16 protein-coding genes are annotated in these 22,890 nt (G+C 34.4%); 7 read left to right on the top strand and 9 right to left on the bottom strand.

The genetic code is table 11. The annotated features are described in order from the left end of the window. Positions 1–188: 188 nt before the first annotated feature. Together rpmA and rplU are read right to left on the bottom strand one after the other, a co-directional pair. A complete protein-coding gene (rpmA, locus tag LNP81_RS08535) occupies positions 189–449 on the bottom strand; it encodes a 50S ribosomal protein L27 (RefSeq protein ID WP_017497241.1) in 261 nt (86 codons plus the stop codon). A 24-nt stretch (positions 450–473) separates the two neighbouring features. After that, positions 474–917, bottom strand: a complete 444-nt coding sequence (rplU, locus tag LNP81_RS08530) for a 50S ribosomal protein L21 (RefSeq protein WP_194615983.1) — start codon at positions 915–917, stop codon at positions 474–476. Between the two features lie 273 nt (positions 918–1,190). On the opposite strand from rplU, the gene LNP81_RS08525 reads away from it, so the two are divergent. The 3 genes from LNP81_RS08525 to LNP81_RS08515 all read left to right on the top strand — a co-directional run bounded on the left by LNP81_RS08525 (position 1,191) and on the right by LNP81_RS08515 (position 6,060). After that, on the top strand, positions 1,191–2,513 hold the full coding sequence (locus LNP81_RS08525; protein ID WP_173969774.1) for a M16 family metallopeptidase: 1,323 nt from the start codon (positions 1,191–1,193) through the stop codon (positions 2,511–2,513). A gap of 12 nt (positions 2,514–2,525) precedes the next feature. Next, the gene (locus LNP81_RS08520; protein WP_230035007.1) at positions 2,526–4,574 is read left to right on the top strand and encodes a M16 family metallopeptidase; all 2,049 of its coding nucleotides are present in this window, start codon (positions 2,526–2,528) and stop codon (positions 4,572–4,574) included. 511 nt (positions 4,575–5,085) lie between these two features. After that, the gene (locus LNP81_RS08515) at positions 5,086–6,060 is read left to right on the top strand and encodes an IS110 family RNA-guided transposase (RefSeq protein ID WP_230033283.1); all 975 of its coding nucleotides are present in this window, start codon (positions 5,086–5,088) and stop codon (positions 6,058–6,060) included. A gap of 156 nt (positions 6,061–6,216) precedes the next feature. Here LNP81_RS08515 and LNP81_RS08510 read toward each other — a convergent pair whose 3' ends face one another. Then, complete coding sequence (locus LNP81_RS08510) at positions 6,217–7,083, bottom strand: DMT family transporter (RefSeq protein ID WP_230035005.1); 867 nt, start codon at positions 7,081–7,083, stop codon at positions 6,217–6,219. 103 nt (positions 7,084–7,186) lie between these two features. Here LNP81_RS08510 and LNP81_RS08505 point away from each other — a divergent pair, with 103 nt between their 5' ends. Continuing rightward, a complete protein-coding gene (locus tag LNP81_RS08505; RefSeq protein ID WP_230035003.1) occupies positions 7,187–7,564 on the top strand; it encodes a heavy-metal-associated domain-containing protein in 378 nt (125 codons plus the stop codon). Between the two features lie 115 nt (positions 7,565–7,679). On the opposite strand, the gene gldD is transcribed toward LNP81_RS08505, so the two are convergent. From gldD to LNP81_RS08490, 3 genes are read right to left on the bottom strand one after another with little or no spacing between them, the layout of a single operon-like run. Continuing rightward, complete coding sequence (gldD, locus tag LNP81_RS08500; protein ID WP_230035001.1) at positions 7,680–8,240, bottom strand: gliding motility lipoprotein GldD; 561 nt, start codon at positions 8,238–8,240, stop codon at positions 7,680–7,682. Beyond that, positions 8,241–9,536 carry a gliding motility-associated protein GldE gene (locus LNP81_RS08495; RefSeq protein WP_230034999.1) on the bottom strand — a complete coding sequence of 432 codons (1,296 nt, stop codon included), beginning with the start codon at positions 9,534–9,536 and terminating at the stop codon, positions 8,241–8,243. It abuts the gene before it with no gap. A 23-nt stretch (positions 9,537–9,559) separates the two neighbouring features. Next, positions 9,560–10,000, bottom strand: a complete 441-nt coding sequence (locus LNP81_RS08490; protein WP_213295037.1) for a single-stranded DNA-binding protein — start codon at positions 9,998–10,000, stop codon at positions 9,560–9,562. Positions 10,001–10,265: 265 nt separating this feature from the next. Here LNP81_RS08490 and LNP81_RS08485 point away from each other — a divergent pair, with 265 nt between their 5' ends. Further along, positions 10,266–10,487, top strand: coding sequence for a hypothetical protein (locus LNP81_RS08485; RefSeq protein WP_230034997.1), 222 nt, complete (start codon positions 10,266–10,268; stop codon positions 10,485–10,487). A gap of 10 nt (positions 10,488–10,497) precedes the next feature. Here the strand turns inward: LNP81_RS08485 and mutY are convergent, their stop codons facing one another. Then, positions 10,498–11,544, bottom strand: a complete 1,047-nt coding sequence (gene mutY / locus LNP81_RS08480; RefSeq protein ID WP_230034995.1) for an A/G-specific adenine glycosylase — start codon at positions 11,542–11,544, stop codon at positions 10,498–10,500. Positions 11,545–11,684: 140 nt separating this feature from the next. Between mutY and LNP81_RS08475 the strand changes: the two genes are divergently transcribed. Further along, on the top strand, positions 11,685–11,975 hold the full coding sequence (locus tag LNP81_RS08475; protein WP_007805026.1) for an HU family DNA-binding protein: 291 nt from the start codon (positions 11,685–11,687) through the stop codon (positions 11,973–11,975). Between the two features lie 391 nt (positions 11,976–12,366). Further along, on the top strand, positions 12,367–13,911 hold the full coding sequence (locus LNP81_RS08470) for an Rne/Rng family ribonuclease (protein ID WP_194615975.1): 1,545 nt from the start codon (positions 12,367–12,369) through the stop codon (positions 13,909–13,911). Between the two features lie 563 nt (positions 13,912–14,474). On the opposite strand, the gene pbpC is transcribed toward LNP81_RS08470, so the two are convergent. Then, positions 14,475–16,850 carry a penicillin-binding protein 1C gene (gene pbpC / locus LNP81_RS08465; protein ID WP_230034993.1) on the bottom strand — a complete coding sequence of 792 codons (2,376 nt, stop codon included), beginning with the start codon at positions 16,848–16,850 and terminating at the stop codon, positions 14,475–14,477. Between the two features lie 132 nt (positions 16,851–16,982). Continuing rightward, entirely contained in the window at positions 16,983–22,664 is a 5,682-nt protein-coding gene (locus tag LNP81_RS08460; RefSeq protein ID WP_230034991.1) for an alpha-2-macroglobulin family protein, read from the bottom strand. Positions 22,665–22,890: the final 226 nt, after the last annotated feature.

Below are 22,890 nucleotides of genomic sequence, written 5' to 3'. Positions count from 1 at the left end.
AATAATACAGTCGAAAAAATTAAAATTCTAATTCAGATAATAAATTATATCTACTATTTCAACAAAGACTAACAGCTTTAGACAAAACAAAGTAAACTTAAATTTTCTTATATAACTTATATGGCGAAGTCATAAAAACAAAAAACCCGCTCTTTTCAGAACGGGTTTTGTAATAAGTAACCTAATGATTATGCTTCGAATGGAAGGATAGATACATAAGATTTGTTATCTTTTTTCTTTTGGAACTTAACAACTCCAGCTACTCTTGCGTGTAGTGTGTGATCTTTACTAATGTAAACGTTTTCACCTGGATTATGTTTTGAACCTCTTTGTCTAACGATGATGTTCCCAGCAATAGCAGCTTGTCCACCAAAAATCTTTACGCCTAAACGTTTTGATTCTGATTCTCTACCATTCTTCGAACTACCGACACCTTTCTTGTGAGCCATGACGTATGAGTTTAAATATTGTTATTATTCTTTAGTAGCTTCTTTTTTTGCTTTTGGAGCTGCTGCTTTTTTTGCTTTTGGAGCTGCTTCAACTTCAGTTGCCGGAGCATCTTCTGCTACAACCGCTTTTTTAGCCGCTGCTTTTTTAGTTCCACCTGCTGCAGTAATACCTTCAATTACAATTTGAGTAAGATATTGTCTGTGACCATTTCTCTTTTTGTAACCTTTTCTTCTTTTCTTTTTGAAAACGATTACTTTATCTCCTTTTAAGTGTTGTAACACTTTAGCTTCTACTGAAGCACCTTCTATAGCTGGGGCGCCTAAAGTTACGTTTCCGTTATCGTCTAATAAAAGAACTTTGTCAAATGAAACACTTGAACCTTCTTCGTTAGACAAACGGTTAACATAAACCTTTAAGTCTTTGCTTACTTTAAATTGTTGCCCTGCTATCTCTACGATTGCATACATACCAAATTGATTTATTGATTTTTAAGGTTGCAAATATACAATTAATAATTTACTGTGCAATCTCTTATTCTAAAAATATTTATTTCATTTTAAAGTCTGTTTTTCAAGGTGTTTCACAGCTAAAAAAGAAACATTTAGCCGTAAAATACTGTTAAAGTATCACCAAAACCAACCCTAACCCTTTATTCATAATTAAAAAAAGTTAATTTTGATGTAACGATAATCAACTCTTGGCTACCTACATATATAGGTAAATAAAAATTATTAATCTTTATGAAAAAATCAATAATGATGTTAAGTGCAGCACTAATGCTCGGCGGAGTGGCTCATGCTCAAAAGGTAGCTTTTGAAGAATACAATTTAGATAACGGCATGCATGTTATTTTGCACAACGATCCGTCGGCTCCCGTTGTAATCACCTCGGTAATGTACCACGTAGGATCAAAAGACGAGCGTCCGGACCGAACCGGTTTTGCGCATTTCTTTGAGCATTTATTATTTGAAGGAACACAAAATATAAAGCGCGGCGAGTGGATGAAAATCGTGACTGCGAATGGCGGAGTAAACAACGCCAACACTTCTGATGACAGAACATATTACTACGAAGTTTTCCCTTCAAACAGTTTAGAACTTGGTTTATGGATGGAATCAGAAAGATTGATGCACCCGATAATCAACAAGATTGGTGTTGAAACACAAAACGAAGTCGTAAAAGAAGAAAAAAGAATGCGTTACGACAATCAGCCTTACGGAAACATACTTCCGGAGGTTAAGAAAAACATGTTCAAAAATCATCCGTATCGCTGGACAACTATTGGCTCAATGAAAGATCTTGATGCAGCAACGCTGGAAGAATTTCAAGCTTTTAATAAAAAATTCTATACGCCAAACAATGCCGTTTTAGTTGTTGCCGGAGATTTTGACAAAGCAAAAACCAAAGAATGGATTCAGAAATATTTTGCTCCAATCCCAAGAGGTGAAGAAGTAAAAAAACAAACTTTTGTCGAAGAACCAATCAATCAGACTATAAAAGCAACTTATGAAGATCCGAATATTCAGATTCCGATGATTGTTGCTTCTTACAGAACGCCTTCGATGAAAACCAGAGATGCAAGAGTTTTAGATTTAATCTCTTCTTATTTAAGTGACGGAAAAAGCTCTAAATTGTACAAAAAAATAGTTGACGATAAAAAAATGGCGCTTCAAATTGGTGCTGTTGGTTTTAGTCAGGAAGATTACGGAATGTACATATTATACGGCTTACCAATGGCACCAAATACTACAGCCGATATCTTAAAAGAAATGGACGAGGAAATTGTAAAAATTCAAACCGACCTGATTTCTGAAAAAGACTATGAAAAATTACAGAATAAATTCGATAATAATTTTGTGAACGCCAATGCAAGCGTAGAAGGAATTGCAGAAAATCTGGCTTCTTATTATTTACTTTATGGAGATGTAAATTTAATCAATACCGAAATTGATATTTACCACTCTATTACAAGAGAAGAAATCAGAGAAGTGGCTAAAAAGTACTTAAACCCTAACCAGCGTTTAATTTTAGACTACGTTCCTTCAACTAAAGTTCAAAACTAAGCTTATCGAATCATGAAAAAAATACATACATTTTTAATCCTTTTATTCCTGACTGGAATTATGCAAGCACAAGATCGTCCACAACCAAAACCAGGCCCTTCGCCAGTAGTCAACATCAAAAAACCACAAACTTTTGTTTTGGCAAACGGCATGAAAGTTTTGGTGGTTGAAAACCATAAATTACCAAGAGTAAGCTTTAACTTAACTCTGGACAACGCCCCTTTTACCGAAGGAAACAAAAAAGGTGTTGATGAACTCACCAGCAGCTTAATTGGTAACGGAACAAAAAAAACAACCAAAGAAGCTTTTAACGAAGAAATTGATTTTTACGGAGCAAGCATCAACTTTTCATCAACAGGCGCTTATGCGAGTTCACTTTCTAAGTATTCAGGACGTGTTTTAGAGCTATTAGCCGAAGGTGCTTTACAACCTAATTTTACTACAACTGAATTTGATAAAGAAAAAGCAAAATTAATCGAAGGGCTTAAAGCCGATGAAAAAAGCGTTCCTGCAATTGCAAGTCGCGTTGTCGATGTTTTGGCCTTTGGAAAAAATCATCCTTCAGGAGAATTCCTCTCAGAAGAAACAGTAAAAAACGTGACACTTGAAGATGTTCAGGCAAATTATTCGACTTATTTTGTTCCAGAAAATGCTTATTTAGTAGTAATTGGTGACGTTAAATTTAAAGAAACAAAAGCAGCAGTTGAAAAACTTTTTGGCGGATGGAAAAAACAAATCGCACCAAAAAGCACTTATCCTAATCCGGAGAATGTTTCTCAGCTTCAAATAGATTTTGTAGATGTTCCAAATGCAGTACAATCTGAAATTTCATTGGTAAATACCGTGAATTTAAAAATGAGCGATCCTGATTTTTTCCCTGCTGTAATTGCCAATCAAATTTTAGGTGGAGATTTCAATAGCTATTTGAATATGAACTTACGCGAGCAACACGCCTGGACGTATGGCGCAAGCTCAAGCATTGGAAGCGGGAAATATGTAACCAAATTTAAAGCTTCATCTGCCGTTAGAAACACTGTTACAGATAGTGCTGTTGTTCAGTTTATAAAAGAAATTAAAAGAATCAGAACCGAAAGAGTTCCTCAGGAAGTTTTGAGAAATGTAAAAGCAGGATATATTGGCCGATTTGTAATGCAGGTTGAAAAACCACAAACTGTTGCCCGTTATGCTTTAAACATTGAAACAGAAAACCTTCCGGCTGATTTTTACGAAAAATACATTCAGACTATCAACAATGTTACGGCTGACGATATTTACCGTGTAGCCAACAAATATTTTCTATTAGACAATATGAGAATTGTAATTGCAGGAAAGGGTTCTGATGTAATTACTGGTTTAGAAAAACTTCAAATTCCGATTTTCTACTTCGATAAATACGGAAATCCTGTTGAAAAACCTGTAACTAAAAAAGAGGCCCCAGCCGGAATTACCGCAAAAACTGTTTTCGAAAATTACCTAAAAGCGATTGGTGGTGAAAAAACAGTTTCTGCTGTAAAAACTTTAGCTATGACGGGAACTACAACTGTTCCTCAGGCGCCGGGCCCTTTAACTTTTACTTCTAAATTAGATTCGAAAGGAAAAATGATGGTTTCGCTTGCTATGGGAACTATGAATTTAATGAAACAGGTTGTAAACGAAAAAGGCGCTTACATCGAACAACAAGGCCAACGCAAAAATCTTGAAGGTGCAGATCTTGCCGACATGAAAGCCAGCGCAGCTCCTTTTGAAGAATTACAATTACAAAAAAGAACAGACTTAAAAGTAGAAGGAATCGAACCTATAAACGGCAGCGATGCTTATGTAATAAAAGATGGCAAAACAACGTATTACTACGATGTAAAATCAGGCTTAAAAACAGCAAAAGGCAAAGTCCGCGAACAAGACGGAAAATCATCTTCTCAAATAACCAATTTCAACGATTACAGAGAAGTAAAAGGTATTAAAGTTCCTTTTAACCTAGTTCAGAATGTTGGTTTTGAATTGGATATTAAAATGTCTGAGATTAAGATAAACGAAGGAGTATCTGAGAAAGATTTTCTTTAAAGGTTCTGAGGTACTAAGTTGCTATCCCGAGGCTTCGGGACTAAGATTTCTAGAGGCTTTGTCAAAGTTTAAAAACTTTGACAAAGCTTTTTTTTATGCGCACTATTTCCATTCATTGCTTTGTCAGGCTGAGCGAAGTCGAAGCCCTTTTCCCTCCATCACAACCACAATTGTCAATTTCGCCGAAAGGAGACTCCAGCGATAGCGAACAGACAAAGTAAATCTTCGCAAGTAACTTGACAAAGATTGGATTTTCTTTGCGGAGTTACTTGCAGAGATCCCTCGTTCCTCCTTTAGATTTGCTTTTTGAAATTTAATTAAATTTATGATTGAGAAAGGAAGCAAAAGTAAACTATTCGTTCCTCTGAGTTTGTGACTCATATCTTGATTAAGACTTTCGCTTCCCTTTCATCAAAGACTCAGATAGAAATTTGGGCTAGAGACCCGTTATCAAGGAGTTGAGCTTATGATGAATTTCTCAAATCATTTGTTGAATCGTAAAAGCAAAGTTATGAAAAACATTATTATCGGCATTGATATCAGCAGTAAGACTTTGGATATCTGTATTAAAAATGAGACAGTAAGCTACTTTTCCATTGAAAATAAAGTACCTGTTATTAAACGTTTCTTCAAAAGCTACTCGGAAGAAAAGGTAATTATAGCTATGGAAAATACAGGCAGATATAATTGGAATCTGTTTGAAGTGCTTGAAAAATTTGATTTTAAAGTTTATGTAATATCAGCTTTACATATCAAAAAAAGTATAGGACTTGTTAGAGGTAAAAATGATAAAATTGATGCTCTTCGCATTTGTAATTTCATCGAAAAAAATCATCAGGAAAGCAGAGAATGGAAGCCATGTTCTTGTTCGATTAAAAAGATAAAAATACTATTAACCGAAAGAGCTTCAAGAATAAAGATTAAAAAGCAGCTAATAGTACAGCAGCATGATTACAAACTCATGAAAAGTATTGGCTTAGATAAACACCTAAAAGACTTAAATATTAAGCTTCTTAGAGATATTGACGTCCAAATTAAGATAATAGAAAATGATATTGAAAATATAATCCAAAACCAAGAGAGCCTTAATCAGAAACAGAAATTGATTAAATCTGTTCCTGGAGTAGGTCAGGTTTTATCATGGACATTGTTGTCAAAAACAGAAGGATTTACAACTATAACTGATCCTAGGAAAATGGCATGTTACAGCGGAGTAGTTCCTTTTGATTTTCAATCTGGAACATCATTAAAAAGAAGGCCTGGAGTATCAATGCTTGCTGATAAAAATCTAAAAACTATTCTGCATCTGGCAGCGATGAGTGCGGTCCGATCAGATAATGATTTAAAAACATACTACATTAGAAAAGTTGATGAAGGAAAGAATAAAATGAGCGTTTTAAACGCTGTGAGAAATAAAATAATCCATCGAGTTTTTGCGGTAATAAAAAACCAAATCCCTTATCAAAAAGATTTGGTTTTATCATAGAAATCGGGATGACAAACTATACGAAAATGTTGTCATAAAAATGAATATCCTAGCCCCGATAGAAGTGGAAATCCTTTTGTGTCCGCCGCGGCGGACACAAAAGATTGGAACGGATAGCGGGATTAGCTCCTGAAAAACAACCTTTTAAAGAAAAATTTACTTTTTGGCCGACAAATAAACCCCGATTAAAATAATAAACGCTCCAAAAAATTGAATTGGCGTTAGCATTTCGTTATCTAACAATCCCCAGAAGAAAGCTACTATTGGGATTAAATAGGTTACAGATGTTGCGAAGACCGGAGACGACATTTGTATCAATTTAAAAAACAAAACATTCGCAATTCCGGTTCCTAAAACTCCCAGAATCATTACAAAAAGAATAGAATGCTGGGTAACATCAAAACTTATTCTTTGTGTAATATCTGTAAAGCTTAAAATAATCAGAGCCGGTAAAAGCAAAACCGCAAAGTTTCCGGTTGTAATACTTACCGAATTCAGATCGGATAAATATTTCTTGATTAGATTGACATTGATAGCATAACAAAGCGTTGCAATCACAACCAAAATCACATAGTAATAATCTTGTCCCGGATGCGCGGATGCGCCACTTAGGATCAAAAGTAAGCAACCTACCAAACCAACAAAAACACCCAAAACTTGTCGTTTTTGAAATTGAATCCCGAAAATGATTATTCCCAGAACCAAAGTATTTAAAGGTGTAAGCGAATTTAAAATCGCAACAATCGAACTATCGACCTGAGTTTCGGCAATTGCAAAAAGAAAAGCCGGAGTAAAGGTTCCGAAAACAGAGGTTATGGCAACAAATTTCCATTGGCGGCGTGAAATTTTCTTTAGACTATTAAAGCCAAAAATCAACAGAAACAAAGCTGCGAAAATAATTCGGAATGAACCTACCTGAATCGCCGTTAAACCAACGAGACCTCTTTTTATTAAAATAAAAGAACTCCCCCAAATAAGCGAAAGAACAAATAAATAAGCCCACTTTAATTGCTTTGCATCCATAAATACCATTTTGATGCAAATTTGTAATAATTTTATGAACTGACCTCTTCCTTTTTATTAATTTTGCGAAGAATACAACTTATCAATTTAAAAATCATATATAATGAAATTTACAAAGATCATAGCCGCTTTCGCCATCGCGAGTTTAGTATTAGTAAGCTGCAAAAAAGAAGAAGATAAAAACCTGGCCAATATAAAACCCGTAAACACAGCCGTAAAAGAACACAAGGCGATTGCTGCTGAAAACGTACAAACAGCAAGTTTCGAAATCGAAGGAATGACTTGTGCTATGGGATGTGCCAAAACAATCGAAAAAGAATTATCTAATTTAGACGGCGTTGAAAAAGCTACAGTAGATTTCGATAAAAAAACAGCTACTGTTGTATTCGACAAAACAGTTCAAAACCAGAACAGCTTCACAAAAGTAGTTGAAGCAACCGGAGACGGAAAAACTTATAAAGTTTTAAATACTAAATCTTAAAATTTAAATTCCAAAAAATTTAAATTCCAAATCCCAACAACAGTTGGGACTTAATTTTACGACATAAAAAAAAGGGCGTTTATAAATTAAACGCCCTTTTTTTATATCTTCTTTTTTATTTCCACTTCAGGGTTTCCATAAGCCTTTGCATATCATTTTTGATATAACTCGCCGCCGGCATAATCGAATCAAAATTTGGTTTAGCATAAAAATAAACTGATCCTGTTATAAAATGCTTTGTACTGTCTGTCACGTAAAACTGAGAGTTTGTAGCTGCATTTCCGTCAACTTGATAAAACATTCCGTAAACCTTTTTTTGAGGGTTTAAATAAGGCTGTTCTAATATATCATCAGCTTTAATTACGTGTTCGTAAGTAAGTTTCTGAGCATCTTTAAGCAATTTCTCGATATTACCATTTACAGGTTTATACGTAAGGTAAATTGTTGCTTTCATTTTAGGATATGTAATTGCAAATCCGCAATCTTTTTCTCCTTTTATTACCGCTCCTTCGTTCATATCAAAGGCAAACGGGCAATTGTTTTCAAAACTAACATATTTTGCTTCGGGATAATCTAAACGAAGAAAACCTGATGGCTTAGGCACCACATCATCTTTACAACTTAAAACAGTCAATGCCAGTAAAATTGTTGCTATTGAAATTGTTTTTTTTAACATTTAATCTATTGTTACTTTTATTTGTTTAACACGCTTTTTATCAACTGCCTCTATAGTAAAGATGCAATTCTCAAAAGCTACTTTTTGATCTTTTTTAGGAAAATTACCTAAAACTTCTAAAATAAATCCCGCTAATGTTTCAGCTTCTCCTTTATGCGACTCAAAAATATCTTCATTAACATCAACGATTCTATAAAAATCTTTCATGTTTATTTTTCCTTCAAAAAGAAAATTCTTTTCATCGATTTGAGAGTAATTTAGGTTTTCATCATCGAACTCATCACTAATATCCCCTACTATCTCTTCAATAACATCCTCCAGAGACACTAATCCCGAAGTTCCGCCATATTCATCAACCACAATTGCCAAATGACTTTTAAGACTCTGAAAATCCTTCAGTAAATTATCCAGTTTTTTATTCTCAGGAACAAAAAAAGCTTCTCTTACCAACGAAGTCCAGTCGAACTCATCATTATCAATATGTGGCAATAAATCTTTAACAAACAAAACTCCTTCGATCTGATCGATATTATCTCGATAAACCGGAATTCTAGAAAATCCTTTTTCGATTATCTTAGGGCAAATTGTCGAAAATGATTCTGATATTTCTAATGCAAAAATATCAATCCTTGGGCTCATCACCTGTTTTGTATCTGTGTTTCCAAAAGAAACTATTCCTTCTAATATTTTCTGTTCTTCGCTTGATGTTCCTTCAGAATCTGTAAGTTCTAAAGCCTGCGAAAGCTGATTTATCGAAAAACTATTCTTTTGCTTACCCAATTTGTTGTGCAAATATAACGTAACACTACGCATAGGCAAACTTATTGGCGACAGCAATGTATCTAAAACAGCAATTGGATACGCAATGTGTTTGGCAAATTTTACATTATTTCTACTTGCATACACTTTTGGCAAGACCTCTCCAAATAACAAAATAAAGAATGTAACTACAATAATCTCCAAAATAAACTTAACTACAGGAGAACTTACATTAGCAAAAATATTTTGCCCCACAAAGGAGAACAAAATAACCACTCCAATATTAAAGAAGTTATTGGCTACTAATAAGGTGGCTAAAAGTTTTTTTGGTTTATCTAAAAGATTGGAAATAATTTTTCCTTTCGGATTATTTTCATTTATAGTTTCATCAATATCTTTTTGGGAAAGAGAAAAAAGCGCTACTTCGGCACCTGAAACAATTGCCGAAAGAAACAGCAAAATAAATATTCCGACAAAACCAATTATTAAATTGATGTCTAATGTGGTATTAAAAAATAAACTGGGCTCCGGGTCCAAACTTAAAAAGATTAGTTAAACAATCAAAAAGGTAAGTCGTTTATAGGCAAACCTTCATTTGTCGCATCAAAGTTAGTGTTTTTTGCTGGTTCTGGTTCCTGATGTGGTTTATGATTTCCTGTTTCTTTTTTGGTAGTCAAGAAAGTAAACTCAGTAACCTGAATTTCGGTGGTATATTTTGTAGTACCATCCTCAGCTTGCCACTGGCGTGATTTTATACGCCCTTCTATATAGATTTTATCTCCTTTAGAAAGGTATTTTTCGCAAATTTCGGCAGCTTTATTGCGCACAACCAGATTATGCCATTCTGTTGAAGTTATTTTTTCATTGGTCGTTTTATTGATATAAACCTCATTTGTAGCCAATTGAAAACGACCTATACAGTTTCCGCCATCAAAATAATGCATTTTCACATCATCGCCTAAATGGCCAATTAGCATCACTTTATTTAATGTTCCATTCATAGTTTTACAGTGGTATTTATCCCAAAGATACATTTTTTTTAGCAATTTATTTCTTGCTTTTCTATAAAATTATATATCACTACAGGAAAAGGAAAAATTTTTAATTGACTGTAATTCAATCCGTTTTCTATTTTTTCTGCAATTTTAACTTTCTTAATCTTGATAGAAAAATGTCGATAGAAAATTTAAGATCAAATTGTCCTGTTAAAAAATTATGATATTTTTGTAATAAAAAACTTATATTTAATCTTCATTTTATAAAAATATGTTCGAAAAAAAATCAAGATATAATCGATCCTCAAAAAGCGATTTAAATATTATTCTAAAAATATTATCTCTTTTAGTTCCTATAATAGGTTTTCTTATTTACGCAGCAAAAAAGAAATCAAATCCACAAGCAGCAATATCAGCTTGCGAAATGGCAATAGCCGGAATTTTCCTCGGTATATCTTTAAAATTATTTTTATACGCCTACAGTATTCGTTAGAAATAAAAAATTATATTTCTATTTCTTGTTTTTCTATAAAATTATATATCACTATAGGAAAAGGAAAAGCTTTTAATTGACTGGAATTCAATCCATTTTCTATTTTTTGCGCAATTTTAACCTTCCAAAACTGAATATGAAGATGTTGGTGCGAAAGTTTATGAACTACAGTCGTTTCATTACATTCTTGTATACCTAATATAGTATAAGACGGAAAAATATCGTTTCTGACCGCTTTTGAAACAGTATCAAAACCAACAATTTCAGTGGTTTCTAAAAGAGGAAACTCATATAAATTATGCCAGATTCCTTTAGCGGTTCTTTTTTGAATTAAAGTATTCCCTAAAACATCTTCTAATATTAAATAATTAAAGAAGCGATTGGTCACTTTAAGTTTTTTTGATTTTACGGGCAAAACCGAAACTTTCTTTTTTTGAAGAGCCGCACAACTATCATTAAAAACACACACAGAACAATCCGGACTTTTAGGTACGCATTGCAAAGCTCCAAACTCCATAATCGCCTGATTAAAAATTGCAGGATTATCTTTTGGCATTAATTCGTAAGCGAGCTCAGTAAATTCTTTTTTTGTTGCAGGAAGAGAAATATCAGATTCAACATCAAAATAACGAGAAAGTACACGAAACACATTTCCGTCGACTACAGGAACCGCTTCATTATAAGAAAAAGAAGCAATTGCCGCAGCTGTATATTCTCCAACTCCTTTTAATTTTAACAACTCTTTATAGTTAGCGGGAAAAACTCCATTAAGCTCATTTGCGACATATTGAGACGTTTTATGCAGATTTCTGGCTCGGGAATAGTACCCTAATCCCTGCCAAAGTTTCAAAACCTGCTCTTCTGAGGCATTTGCCAAATCAAATACAGTAGGAAATTCCTCCGTAAAAGCAAAAAAATACGGCGTTCCTTGCGCAACTCTAGTCTGTTGCAACATAATTTCTGAGAGCCAAATATGGTATGGATTGGCCGTTTTTCGCCATGGCAAATCACGTTTGTTTTGTAAATACCATTTTATCAATATGTTAGAAAAATTCATTGCAAAATACTTAGAATACAAAAGTAAATGTTTATGTAATTAAAATTTAACGAATTAGCTTGATTAATTATTTTTTTAATTCCTATATTTGCAAACTCAAAAAAATAGTACACCATTTATAAAATAAAATAGGAAAGAAAATGACGAAAGCAGATATCGTAGCGAAAATTTCAGAGAAACTAGGTCTTGAAAAAGGAGATGTTCAAGCAACAGTAGAAACTTTTATGGAAGAAGTTAAAACTTCATTAGAAACTGGAGACAATGTTTACCTAAGAGGATTTGGTAGTTTTATCGTAAAAACCAGAGCTGAAAAAACAGGTAGAAACATTTCTAAAAACACCACTATCAAAATTCCAGCACACAACATTCCTGCGTTTAAACCTGCAAAAGTTTTTGTAGAAGGAGTAAAAACAAATAACGAAGCAAAATAATACTATTAATTAATCATAAAATCGACACGATATGCCAAGTGGTAAAAAAAGAAAGAGACATAAGGTAGCTACGCACAAAAGAAAAAAAAGAGCGAGAGCTAACCGTCACAAAAAGAAAAAGTAGTTTTAAACTACTTTTTTCTTTTTAAACGTTCATTGAAATTGGAATTTAGTCTCAGTGCCCAGTCACAGTCTGCAGCGTAAAAACTGCCAATTGATACTGAAAAACTGCTAACTAAAATCCCCCGGGTTCAATACCTGTTAAAAAATATTGTTTAATCCATCTGTAGATAAGATTTTAGATCTTAGACATTAGATTTTAGATTTTTTTTTGAATCTATGCTCTTCTCTCTATACTCTATTTTCTGAAACACAGATAAAAATTTACAGTGTGAATAAAGAATTAATCATTAGATCTAGTTCTGAAGCCGTAGATTTTGCCTTATTAAAAGATGGAAAACTAATTGAATTACACAAGGAAGAAGAGAAAAGCAACTTTCAGGTTGGTGATATTTTTATTGCCAAAATACGAAAACCCGTTGCCGGACTTAATGCTGCTTTTGTAAATGTAGGCTTCGAAAAAGATGCTTTTTTACATTATCACGATTTAGGACCTAACTTAGCTTCTCAACTGAAATTCATAAAACTTGTAAGCGCAGGTAAAATAAAAGATTTCTCCCTAAAAACCTTTCAGTTTGAAAAAGAGATTGACAAAGATGGCATCATTACTGATATTTTAAGTGCCAATCAATCTGTTTTAGTTCAAGTTGTAAAAGAACCTATATCGACCAAAGGTCCAAGAATAAGCGCTGAGCTTTCATTGGCAGGAAGATTTATTGTTCTCGTTCCGTTTTCTGACCGTGTTTCTATTTCTCAAAAAATAGAAGACAAAAAAGAAAAGGACCGACTAAAAAAACTTGTTCTATCGATCAAACCTAAAGGATTTGGTGTTATTGTTCGCACAGTAGCCGAAGGCAAAAACGTAGCCGAATTAGAAAAAGATTTGCAGAACCTGCTTGGCAGATGGACTGCAATGTGTAAAAAATTACCAACTGCTCATCATCCTTCAAAAGTATTAGGAGAGCTCAATAGAGCTTCTTCGATATTAAGAGATGTATTCAATGATACCTTTAGTGGTATTCAGATAGATGACGAAGAGTTGTACCATCAAACGAAGGAATATCTGCAAGAAATTGCACCTTCAAAACAATCGATTGTTAAGTTTTATCAATCAAATGACACTCCAATTTTCGAGAAATACAATATAGAGAGACAAATCAAAACTTCATTTGGACGTACCGTTTCCATGAGTAAAGGCGCGTATCTTATCATCGAACACACTGAAGCTCTTCACGTTATAGACGTAAATAGCGGAAACCGTTCGAATAAGGCGACCAACCAGGAAGACACCGCCATGGAAGTAAATATGATTGCAGCCGCTGAAATTGCCAGACAACTTCGTTTGCGTGATATGGGCGGAATAATCGTAGTTGATTTTATCGATATGTCTAATCCTGAAAACAGGAAAGTCTTGTTCGACTTCTTGCGAGAAGAAATGAGCGACGATAAAGCAAAGCATAAAATCTTACCGCCTAGTAAATTTGGTTTAGTTCAAATTACCAGACAACGCGTAAGACCAGAAGTAAATATTAAAACCAGAGAAGAAGATCCAAACAATGAACATGGCGAAATTGAAGCGCCAATTTTGATCATTGACAGAATCGCATCTGATCTGGACAGAATTTTAAAAACCCACAAGGGTGTCGTACTTAATGTACATCCGTTTGTGGCTGCATACCTCAGTAAAGGTTTTCCATCATTACGTTCAAAATGGTTTTTTGAACATAAGAAATGGGTGAAAATCATACCTCGTGACGCTTACACGTACTTAGAATATCATTTCTACGATAAAAAAGGAAATGTTATTTCAGAATAAAACAAAAACCGCCTCTCGAAAGACTGGCGGTTTTTTTGTGGCTCATTGCGAGGAACGAAGCTATCTCATTTCGATTTTCAATTTTGGAGTTTTAAAAATTAAAATTTCTTTTTAAGGAGCTATTTCCAGCTATCCGTTTTCATAAAAAACTTTCTTTTAAAACTTCTACTTTTCCATTGAAAAATCACTAATGAACTAAAAGCAGAAATGAAACAAGTAAAATAGATTACTCCCATTATATATTTTGTAGCCCCATCTCCTAATATCACAAAGTTTTTGAAGTCAAAAAAACCTATTCCTGAAATAAGAGTACTAAAAAAATACGTAAAAAAAACGAACAAATTATACTTATGAAAATTTGAGAACGCTTTGTATTTATTAAAAACTAATGTCATCGACTTTACTGGTAAAATAATTGCATAAAACAAAAGCCAAAAACCTTGTATTCTGTTTGAATTTATTTCAACTAAAAATCCAAAATCCGTATAACAATTAAATATTGTTGATATAAAAAGAACTATTAAGTAGGTATATATTATTTTCATAATTTAAATATTTCACCGTTATTCCCTCACAATCTCTATTTTCCTTCTAATTTCATTCCCAAAAGCATCTACAACTGTAATATAGTGTATTCCTGTCGTTGGAGAAATAGGCAATTCATGAAACGTTTTTGTGGTTGCTTTATAAACATCATCAACATACCAAAACAATTCTTTATCCCTTTCAGAATAAGCGACTTTTAAAATTACAGGCTGAACTTCGCTATTAAAATTCTTTGTTAGATATATTTTACTATTTGCTTTGGGATAAATAAAATCCATAGTGGTTGTTTGCGTTCCCTGACAATCTTCTTTAAAAGGCGGCAAAGGTAAATACTCTATATGCTGGCCTTTATAATACCAAGCCATTACAGGCGGCAAAACAAACCAATTTTTGGTAACTATATTATCAATACTTTCACAACTGCTATTGACCTGAAATTTTTCGGTTTTATCTAAATGAACTTTTTTATGATAAGGACAAACAGCCGTAGATTTTCCTTTTTTAGAAACCCATTGCTTGATTTTCGGACATTCTTCTTTAGCCAAATAACCGCTTAAGCGACAAACCTCAACTTCATCGAGATCTTTATAAGGCGTTTGAAACCATCTTTGTCTCGGCAATAAATTAAATACATCAAATAAAATAGGTGCTGCACTTGTAACTCCGGTTAGCGTTGGTCTACCCTCGCCTGTTGCATTTCCGACCCAAATTCCCACTACATATTTCGAATTTGTACCAATTGCCCAAGCGTCACGATTTCCAAAACTGGTTCCTGTTTTCCAGGCAATTTTCAATGAGCTGTCATAAAACTTCCAGGCTTCGTCACCTTCCGGTCGGTTTACTTCTTCCATTGCATTATAGGTAAGCCAAATCGATCCCGCGCCTAATGTATTCTTCTGATCTGTTTCTGATCCAAAATCAGGTTCAAAATCGTTTCTGTAATTGAGTTCCGTAAATTCTTTTCTTCGGTATTTTGCCTGGTTTTTAGTGTAATAATTAACTGTTGAAGAAAGATTCGCATACGTTCGGCACAAATCCCATAAATTACTTTCTGCACCGCCCAAAATAAGCGATAACCCATAATGATCGGGCGTTTTATTGATATCTCTTAATTTGAATTTTTGCAATTCTTCATAAAATTTATTTACTCCAAAATCCTGCAGCATCAAAACTGCCGGAATATTCAAAGATCTTGACAAAGCACGATGTGCAGGCACAGCGCCATCAAAAGTTAAATTAAAATTTTGTGGTGTATATCCTGAAATTTGTGTTGGAATATCAGCCACTAAAGTATTCGGTAATAGTTCGCCATCATCAAGCATCGCAGCATATAAGAGAGGTTTCAGGATACTGCCCGTACTTCTGGGGGCATCAATAATATCAACATCTTTTTGATGATCTTTATCTGTTGGCGCATTTCCAACATAACTCATCACATTTCGATTCGAAACATCAATTACCAAAATCGCCAAATTATTTACCTCATTCTGTTTGTATTGATTGTAATAATAACGCGCAATTTGATTGACTCTATTCTGCAAAGCATAATCAATTGTTGTTTTTACGCGTGTTCCTTCATCTTCTTTCGCCACTCGTTGCAATAAATGAGGCGCTATTTGAGGCAAATCATACGGTTTTTGAGGCAATGGTTCTTCTATTGCAAGTTCGTACGTTTGCTGATCAATTATTCCTTCCTGATGCAGCTTTAGTAAAAGTCGGTTACGTTTGCTCAATAATTTTATCTGATTTTTACCCGGATAAATCAAACTTGGTGCGTTCGGTAAAACGGCCAAAGTAGCGTTCTCAGCCCAGGACAACTGATTCGATTGTACGCCAAAATAACGCCAGGCAGCCATTTCAAGTCCCACAACATTTCCGCCAAAAGGCGCATGAGCAGCATATAATTCGAGAATTTCATTCTTAGAATATCCCAATTCTAATCTCGTTGCTTTGATAATTTCGATAAACTTTTCAAAGTAAGTTCTTCCTTTTCCCTTTCGGGATAATCGGATCACTTGTTGTGTCAGTGTACTTCCTCCTCTTACTACTTTCCCCGCTTTTCTATTTTGTTTGATTGCATTTACCATCGCAATCGGATTAAACCCGGGATGTTTATAAAAATATTCGTCTTCAAAGTAAACGATACATTTTTTGAATTTATCAGGAACGCTATCCTGAGCCGGAAAACGCCATTGTCCGTCACCAGCAATTTTAGCCCCTAATAATTCTCCTTCTTTACTTTCTATAACGGTAGAATAAGGTTCCTGAAACAACGTTCGGGGTATAGAGAAATAATAAATCAGCAAGAGCAGAAATGCAATTGCTGATTTTATTTTATTCTTTTTTATCCAATTTATAATGCGTTTTGAGAACGCTATAAGTTTATTTTTCAAAGCTTTTAATTTTGGCCCACGGGTTTTACGGATCGAACGGGTTTTCGCAGATTAAATTTAAATCTTATTCAATCCATAAAAAAATCCGTGCGAACCTGTTTAATCCATAAAACCCGTGGGCCATTTTATTTCCTATTTCACCACCTCAACCCAGAATCCTTTTGTTCTGGCCAGGAATGTATTATCGTACATTGCTTCGCATTGTAATCCAGGCAAATAATAATTTCCTAAATAAGATGCGTTTAGCAGAATCCTGAATACTTTTGTTTCTCTGGATTTTAATCCAAAATAGAAATTAGTTCTGTCATCTCGAATATCGATATAGTCTGCAACATTATTTGTGGCGTCTCCATAATCTGTAAAGCGAGTATTTACAATTTCGAAACCTGAAGGTAAAATTTGCGACAAAGCTACATTTTGAACACTTTCGTTTCTTTGGTTTTTAACCGTAACCTCCGCAACAAATTCAGTTCCCTGATTTATTTTCGAAACATTTATTACGCCACCTTTTCTGTTTTTGAAAACGATAGCAGCAGAAACATCACTTTGAACTACATTTTCTTGTCCAATTGGCAATATCCCTGTATTCAGAACACGAACATAGATCGTATTACTTTTATTATTTTTTAAAGTAATACTATTAGAACCCGTTTGCACCACCAGACTTCTGTCTGCAATGGTTTTTTGAGTACTTATCGTTTCTCCTTTTCCGTTTTTACTAAACTGAATATTAATTCCTTTCGAGCCATTACTAGCTGCAAATTTCGACATCGCATACAAACAATACGCTGTTGTTTGCGTACTCATCCATTGATTATTAGACATTTCTTTGGCTAATTTTGAAGCCATCGAGAATGCTTTTTGTTTTTGGTCTAAAAGCAACATGGTTTCTAAAGCCATTGCTCGATTTCTTTCGCTTGAACCATAGTAATAATAATTATAATCACTTGATTCACTATCAATACTTGTGCGTAATAATAGATTTTGTCCTGCTGATTTTTGTCCTGCCAAAACATACGCTGCAGCCAAACGAAGCTTACTTTCGTTCGAAATCCCTTTTGTTTCTCTCAATCTGTTCATTGAAGATAAATCGGCATTTCCGGCTAAAGCCAGTGTATATAAACGATAGGCCTGAGCTAAATCATTCCCATATTTTTGTTCAAAACGCCATTGTTTCGCTTCTTTTTGTTGGTACGAAGTCCATTTTGATTTAAAGTTTATTGGCAATACATAACCTTTTTTCTCTGCTTCAATCAGGAAATGTCCGGCGTATGAAGTTCCCCAGTCATCGGCAATTGTATTTCCCTGCCAATACGGTAATCCTCCATTCGATAATTGAAAACTGCCTAATCTCGCAATTCCCGCTGTGATATTTTTTTGAATAAGTTCTTTTCTGGTCGCATCTAAATCGACAACATCATTCAGAAATAATTGCGGGAAAACAGATGAAGTGGTTTGCTCAACACATCCGTGTGGATATTGAATTAAAAACTGTAATCTTCCATTCAAATTAATTGTTGGCATTGACGAAACCTCTAATCTTGCCTTATTACTTCCTGACACACCAAAGGTCTGCCATGAAATAGTTTTAGTACTATTTGGAGGTAAAATAACATCTGTATACGTACTTGTAACCGGATTAGGATTTGTCATATCGATTTCAACATCATAAACCGATTTTTCGCTTCCTGAAGTCGCAATAACCTGAACTTTTGCAATTCCGGTTGCCGAACCTACAACAAGATTAAAATAAGCCATTTTTTCGTCAGGTTGTGCAAAAGTCAATCTTTGAGTTGCGCTTCCCATTACTTTAAGTCCAGGGCTTGTTTTAATCTGAATTGAAACGTTTTTAATCTTACTTTCTGTAGCAAAAACCGTAACCGGAATTGTTACTTTTTCTGAAGGTGAAATCTTTCTTGGCAACGAAGCCAATACCATCAACGGACTACGAACCGGAGTTGCTTTTTCGACACTTCCGTATGCACTTGTACTGGCATCACCCGCAACCACCATAGTTCGAACTGAACCAATGTATTTTGGCAATTTTAGTTCATGTGATTTCGTTTGTCCTTTTTCTAATTTAAATGGCCCGTAGTACAACACGACAGGTTTAAAACGGTTTGCTTTTTTAGCTTTTCCACCGCCTAAATCCTGATCTCCACCAATACTGAAAATCTGATTTATTTTTCCGCCATAAGCACCTATTACATCATCATAAACATCCCATGTTTTTACTCCTAAGGCTTCACGAACGTAAAAACTATCCCATGCATTTGGCGTTTTAAAACGGGTTAAATCCAATAAACCTTCATCAACAACGGCAATCGTATACGTCATTTCTTTGCCTGTTTTCTCTCCTACTTTCACAGTAAATTTTTGTTCAGGTTTTAAAACATCCGGCATCGAAAGTGTTGGTGCTAAAATGGTGTTTTTATCTACGACTTCTATTGGTACAATACCGTACATACGAATAGGCGAATCATTTTTAGTCGAAGCGTGTGGCTGTAAAAGTGTAATATTAAAATACACGTTTGGAGCCATCGCCGACGTTATCGGAATCTCTACTTTAGTTTCTCCCTTTTGTGTTTTCGCCCAAATGGTTTGTACTACTCTTGATCCGTTTTCGATCGAAATTAAAGCACGTCCGCCTTCACTTGACGGGAAAGAGATCTGTGCTTTTTCTCCTACTGCATAATTATGTTTATCTGTTGAGAACACTAACATATTTGCCGTCGAAGCATCTCTGTTACGCGTTTTTCCGGACCATATTGGCCAGTCTATATTTACAGTCAAGGCAGTTGCATGACCATTTGTATCATCAGAAACACGAATTAAATAACGTCCCCATTCTTCATCAGATAATGCAAATTGGAAACTTCCTTTTCCGCTGGAATCGGTATCAATTGTAACAGATTTATAAGCTGTTGTTGAGTTCGATGAATTATAATTTGATAAATTATCGCTTGAAGAATCCCACCACCATCTCCAGTCTACTTTATAAATTCTTACTTCAAGATTTCTAACTGCTTTTGGTCTTCCATTTTCATCAACAGTAACCACGTCAAAACGATTGTTTGCTCTGGTTTCCAGCATTCCGTATTTATTAGGTTCCGGAGATTTAATTCCCACATAAGTTTTATACGGAGAATATGTTGTCGAAATAACATCTGTACTAAAATCTCCTCCTTCTTCATATACTTTTGTAATGAATGAAGCGCGAAGCATTCCCGGCGCCTGACCTTGTAATTTAGGTTCAATATTTACCGATGTTTTTCCGTTTTCGTTTAATTTCCCTGAGAAAACATTGATTTCTTCTGTACTAAATTTGCGTACCAAATCATCAAAAGTAAATTTCTCATATCCTTTAAAAGTGGTTGTTTGTTGCGAAAATTTAGCCTGCATTTCTACATTCAGGTTTTTCGCAATTGCGCCGTGAAGCCACGTAACTTCAAGATTACTTGTATTTGGATATGAAGAAGAAAGCGTTTTTCTGGAGAAATTATTCTTTATTTTCAATCGATTTGGTTTGATTGTCTCGATTTTAATGCTCTTATAAAACTTAGCTCCACCTACGCTTATCATGGCTTCCCAATTCCCTGTTGGCGCTTCTGAACTTGTTGGAACCACAAACGAATAATGATTTAATTCGTTCGTTCTCTGAATCGTTTGATAGGTCGTTTTTCCGTTAGGATCATTCAATCTAAATTTAATTGGATGAGATTTCGGAAGTTTATTCGCTGCATCATTCAAAATAAAAGACAAATACACATTATCTCCCGGACGCCAAACGCCACGCTCTCCATAAATAAATCCTTTTAATCCTTTTTGCAAAGTCTCACCTGCAACATCAAAATTACTTAGTGATAAAGAAAGTCCGTCATCGAGTTTTACATAAGTCGACTGATCGCCCAAAGTAACGATTGCAAAATAAGCGAATTTATCCAGTTGAAAAGATGCAATTCCTTCGCTGCTTGTAGCACCAGTTGTTATTTTTTGCTGTTGATAGGTATACAAATCAACTCTTGCATTCGATACAGGTTCTGTAGTAACAATGTTGTTTACGGCAAACAAATACGATTTATTCTCCCCTCTTTTCGCAATAACACCTAAATCCGTGGCTAAAATATTGGTAGCAATTTTTGCATTATAATAATACGAGTTTGTACACGGATTTTCACTTTCTCTCCAATCATAATCTCCGTAATCGTACTCGTAATCATCATACGAGTTTCCACTATAATTTACATCATTTTCATCAATCTCTTCTTCGTCTTCATTACCCTCATCTGTTTCAGAAGTTTCGCATTTATAGAGCGAATATTTCTTTTTATACACAAATTCTACTCTATAAATTGCTCCAGGTTCCGGCGTAATTATTTTAGATAAATCTAATGCAAAAGTGTTCCATCTGGTAGGATTTATTAAACCGCTCTCATTTAATTTTAGTGTTGTTTTTGCAATTGGCTGCGCTACTTTTTTAAGATTCTGACTTCCGTTTAATTGATTATATTGAAGAAACTGAAGAATATTGTTTTTGTAGATTTTATAAACCTTTACATCAACAGCACTTAAATTTACAGCTTCGAAATTCAATTTTAAATTATTTGAACTTGGTAAAATTGTTCCGTTTTTAATAAAGCGAACACTTGGTTTTATTTGGTCAAAAGTAATTTTCTCCGTGTAATTCGAGTCCATCTTTTTACCGTACTGGCTTTCGATTCCCTCAAAAACTTCCAGCAGTAATTCTCCTGTTATAACTGGCTCTGGCGTTTCGTCAGGAACAACCTCAACTACTTCTTCAGCAACCGAATCTACTGCAACAGCGGCAGAATCAACAGTAACCGAAGTAGAATCAGCAGAGGCATAATCTGTTTCTTGTACCACAACCGGAGCAGGAACTTCTTTTTTAGCTGCAGCTTCATTCGTAAAATAAACTTTCAGGACATTTCCCTGAGTAGAAAATTTTAAATTATTGGTATTCTGAATCGAAACTAAACCTTTAAAATCCTGTCCTTTTTCTAATGGTTCTGAAAAATTAATTAAAACCGACTGATTACTTCCGTCCGGAACATCAACTTTTACAATTTTGAATTCATTAATACTCGTAATTGCATAATCTAATTGTCCTTTTTGGTCAATATCAAAATCATTTCCGTCGTAGGCAATTTCCAAGTTTGTCGCTTCATCATAACGCTGAATACTATCAATTATAAAATTGAATTCTTTAGCAGTTCCTGATTTTTTTTCGAACTTAATTTTAAGATTATTCCCTTTCTGACTGGCCGAAACTAATTTTATAGCCGTTTCAATATCAATATTATCTGCCGTTTTAAGCACACAATTCAAATATTGATATTGTTTACTATACGACTGAATATCTATCGTATTAATTGTAAAATCCTGTTTGATTGTTTTTACCGTGAAGTTGAATTTAGAAAGCGTTGCCTCTTTCTCTTTTGGGAGTGTGATCAGTTTATCTAAGTTTAAAGTCACCTGATATTCTGTTCCCGGGCTTAACTTTTTTTCCGGAATAAAAGCAAGCGTATTGCTCGAAAGCGCAACTACTTTTCCACGAACATTTGGCGAAATATCAAATAAATCATCATCTAATTCCTGATTGACTTTCCAGTCTTTTTTATCGAAAGCCAAAACCACCCGAATATCAGATTCCGAGGAAACAATCCCCCCTGTAAAGCTGACGATATAATCCTTAAATAGTGAAAAATCGGAATTGAAATCTGCCGCCGATTTTCTGCCACAAGATTGAAAAATAAAAAAAACACAAAACGCGAGAACTAATCCTTTTACTTTCACTTTTCTATAGAATTATAAGGTTATAAATTCAAAATTGGCAGTACGTTTTAACTTTTTACAATTAAAAGCATAACTATTGGTTTGCCAATTATGTTGTAGTAAATATAGATTATTTTTCTATATAATTTAAGAGGAAAATTCCGCGGAAGCTAATTATTTAAATTCTGAAATAGAAAAAGGTAATTTAGCTTTAGAAGGAGCTATTATGCCCGAAGGTTCAGGATCC

The organism is Flavobacterium piscisymbiosum (assembly GCF_020905295.1).
GTDB classification, from domain to species: domain Bacteria; phylum Bacteroidota; class Bacteroidia; order Flavobacteriales; family Flavobacteriaceae; genus Flavobacterium; species Flavobacterium piscisymbiosum.
Note: the sequence above shows the minus strand (reverse complement) of the source record. Positions and strands in the feature narration are given on the sequence as shown.

Bases quoted from the DNA above. Each gene is read 5' to 3' on its own strand.
- rpmA (WP_017497241.1), bottom strand. From the start codon at position 449: ATGGCTCACAAGAAAGGTGTCGGTAGTTCGAAGAATGGTAGAGAATCA.
- rplU (WP_194615983.1), bottom strand. From the start codon at position 917: ATGTATGCAATCGTAGAGATAGCAGGGCAACAATTTAAAGTAAGCAAA.
- LNP81_RS08525 (WP_173969774.1), top strand. From the start codon at position 1,191: ATGAAAAAATCAATAATGATGTTAAGTGCAGCACTAATGCTCGGCGGA.
- LNP81_RS08520 (WP_230035007.1), top strand. From the start codon at position 2,526: ATGAAAAAAATACATACATTTTTAATCCTTTTATTCCTGACTGGAATT.
- LNP81_RS08515 (WP_230033283.1), top strand. From the start codon at position 5,086: ATGAAAAACATTATTATCGGCATTGATATCAGCAGTAAGACTTTGGAT.
- LNP81_RS08510 (WP_230035005.1), bottom strand. From the start codon at position 7,083: ATGGATGCAAAGCAATTAAAGTGGGCTTATTTATTTGTTCTTTCGCTT.
- LNP81_RS08505 (WP_230035003.1), top strand. From the start codon at position 7,187: ATGAAATTTACAAAGATCATAGCCGCTTTCGCCATCGCGAGTTTAGTA.
- gldD (WP_230035001.1), bottom strand. From the start codon at position 8,240: ATGTTAAAAAAAACAATTTCAATAGCAACAATTTTACTGGCATTGACT.
- LNP81_RS08490 (WP_213295037.1), bottom strand. From the start codon at position 10,000: ATGAATGGAACATTAAATAAAGTGATGCTAATTGGCCATTTAGGCGAT.
- LNP81_RS08485 (WP_230034997.1), top strand. From the start codon at position 10,266: ATGTTCGAAAAAAAATCAAGATATAATCGATCCTCAAAAAGCGATTTA.
- mutY (WP_230034995.1), bottom strand. From the start codon at position 11,544: ATGAATTTTTCTAACATATTGATAAAATGGTATTTACAAAACAAACGT.
- LNP81_RS08475 (WP_007805026.1), top strand. From the start codon at position 11,685: ATGACGAAAGCAGATATCGTAGCGAAAATTTCAGAGAAACTAGGTCTT.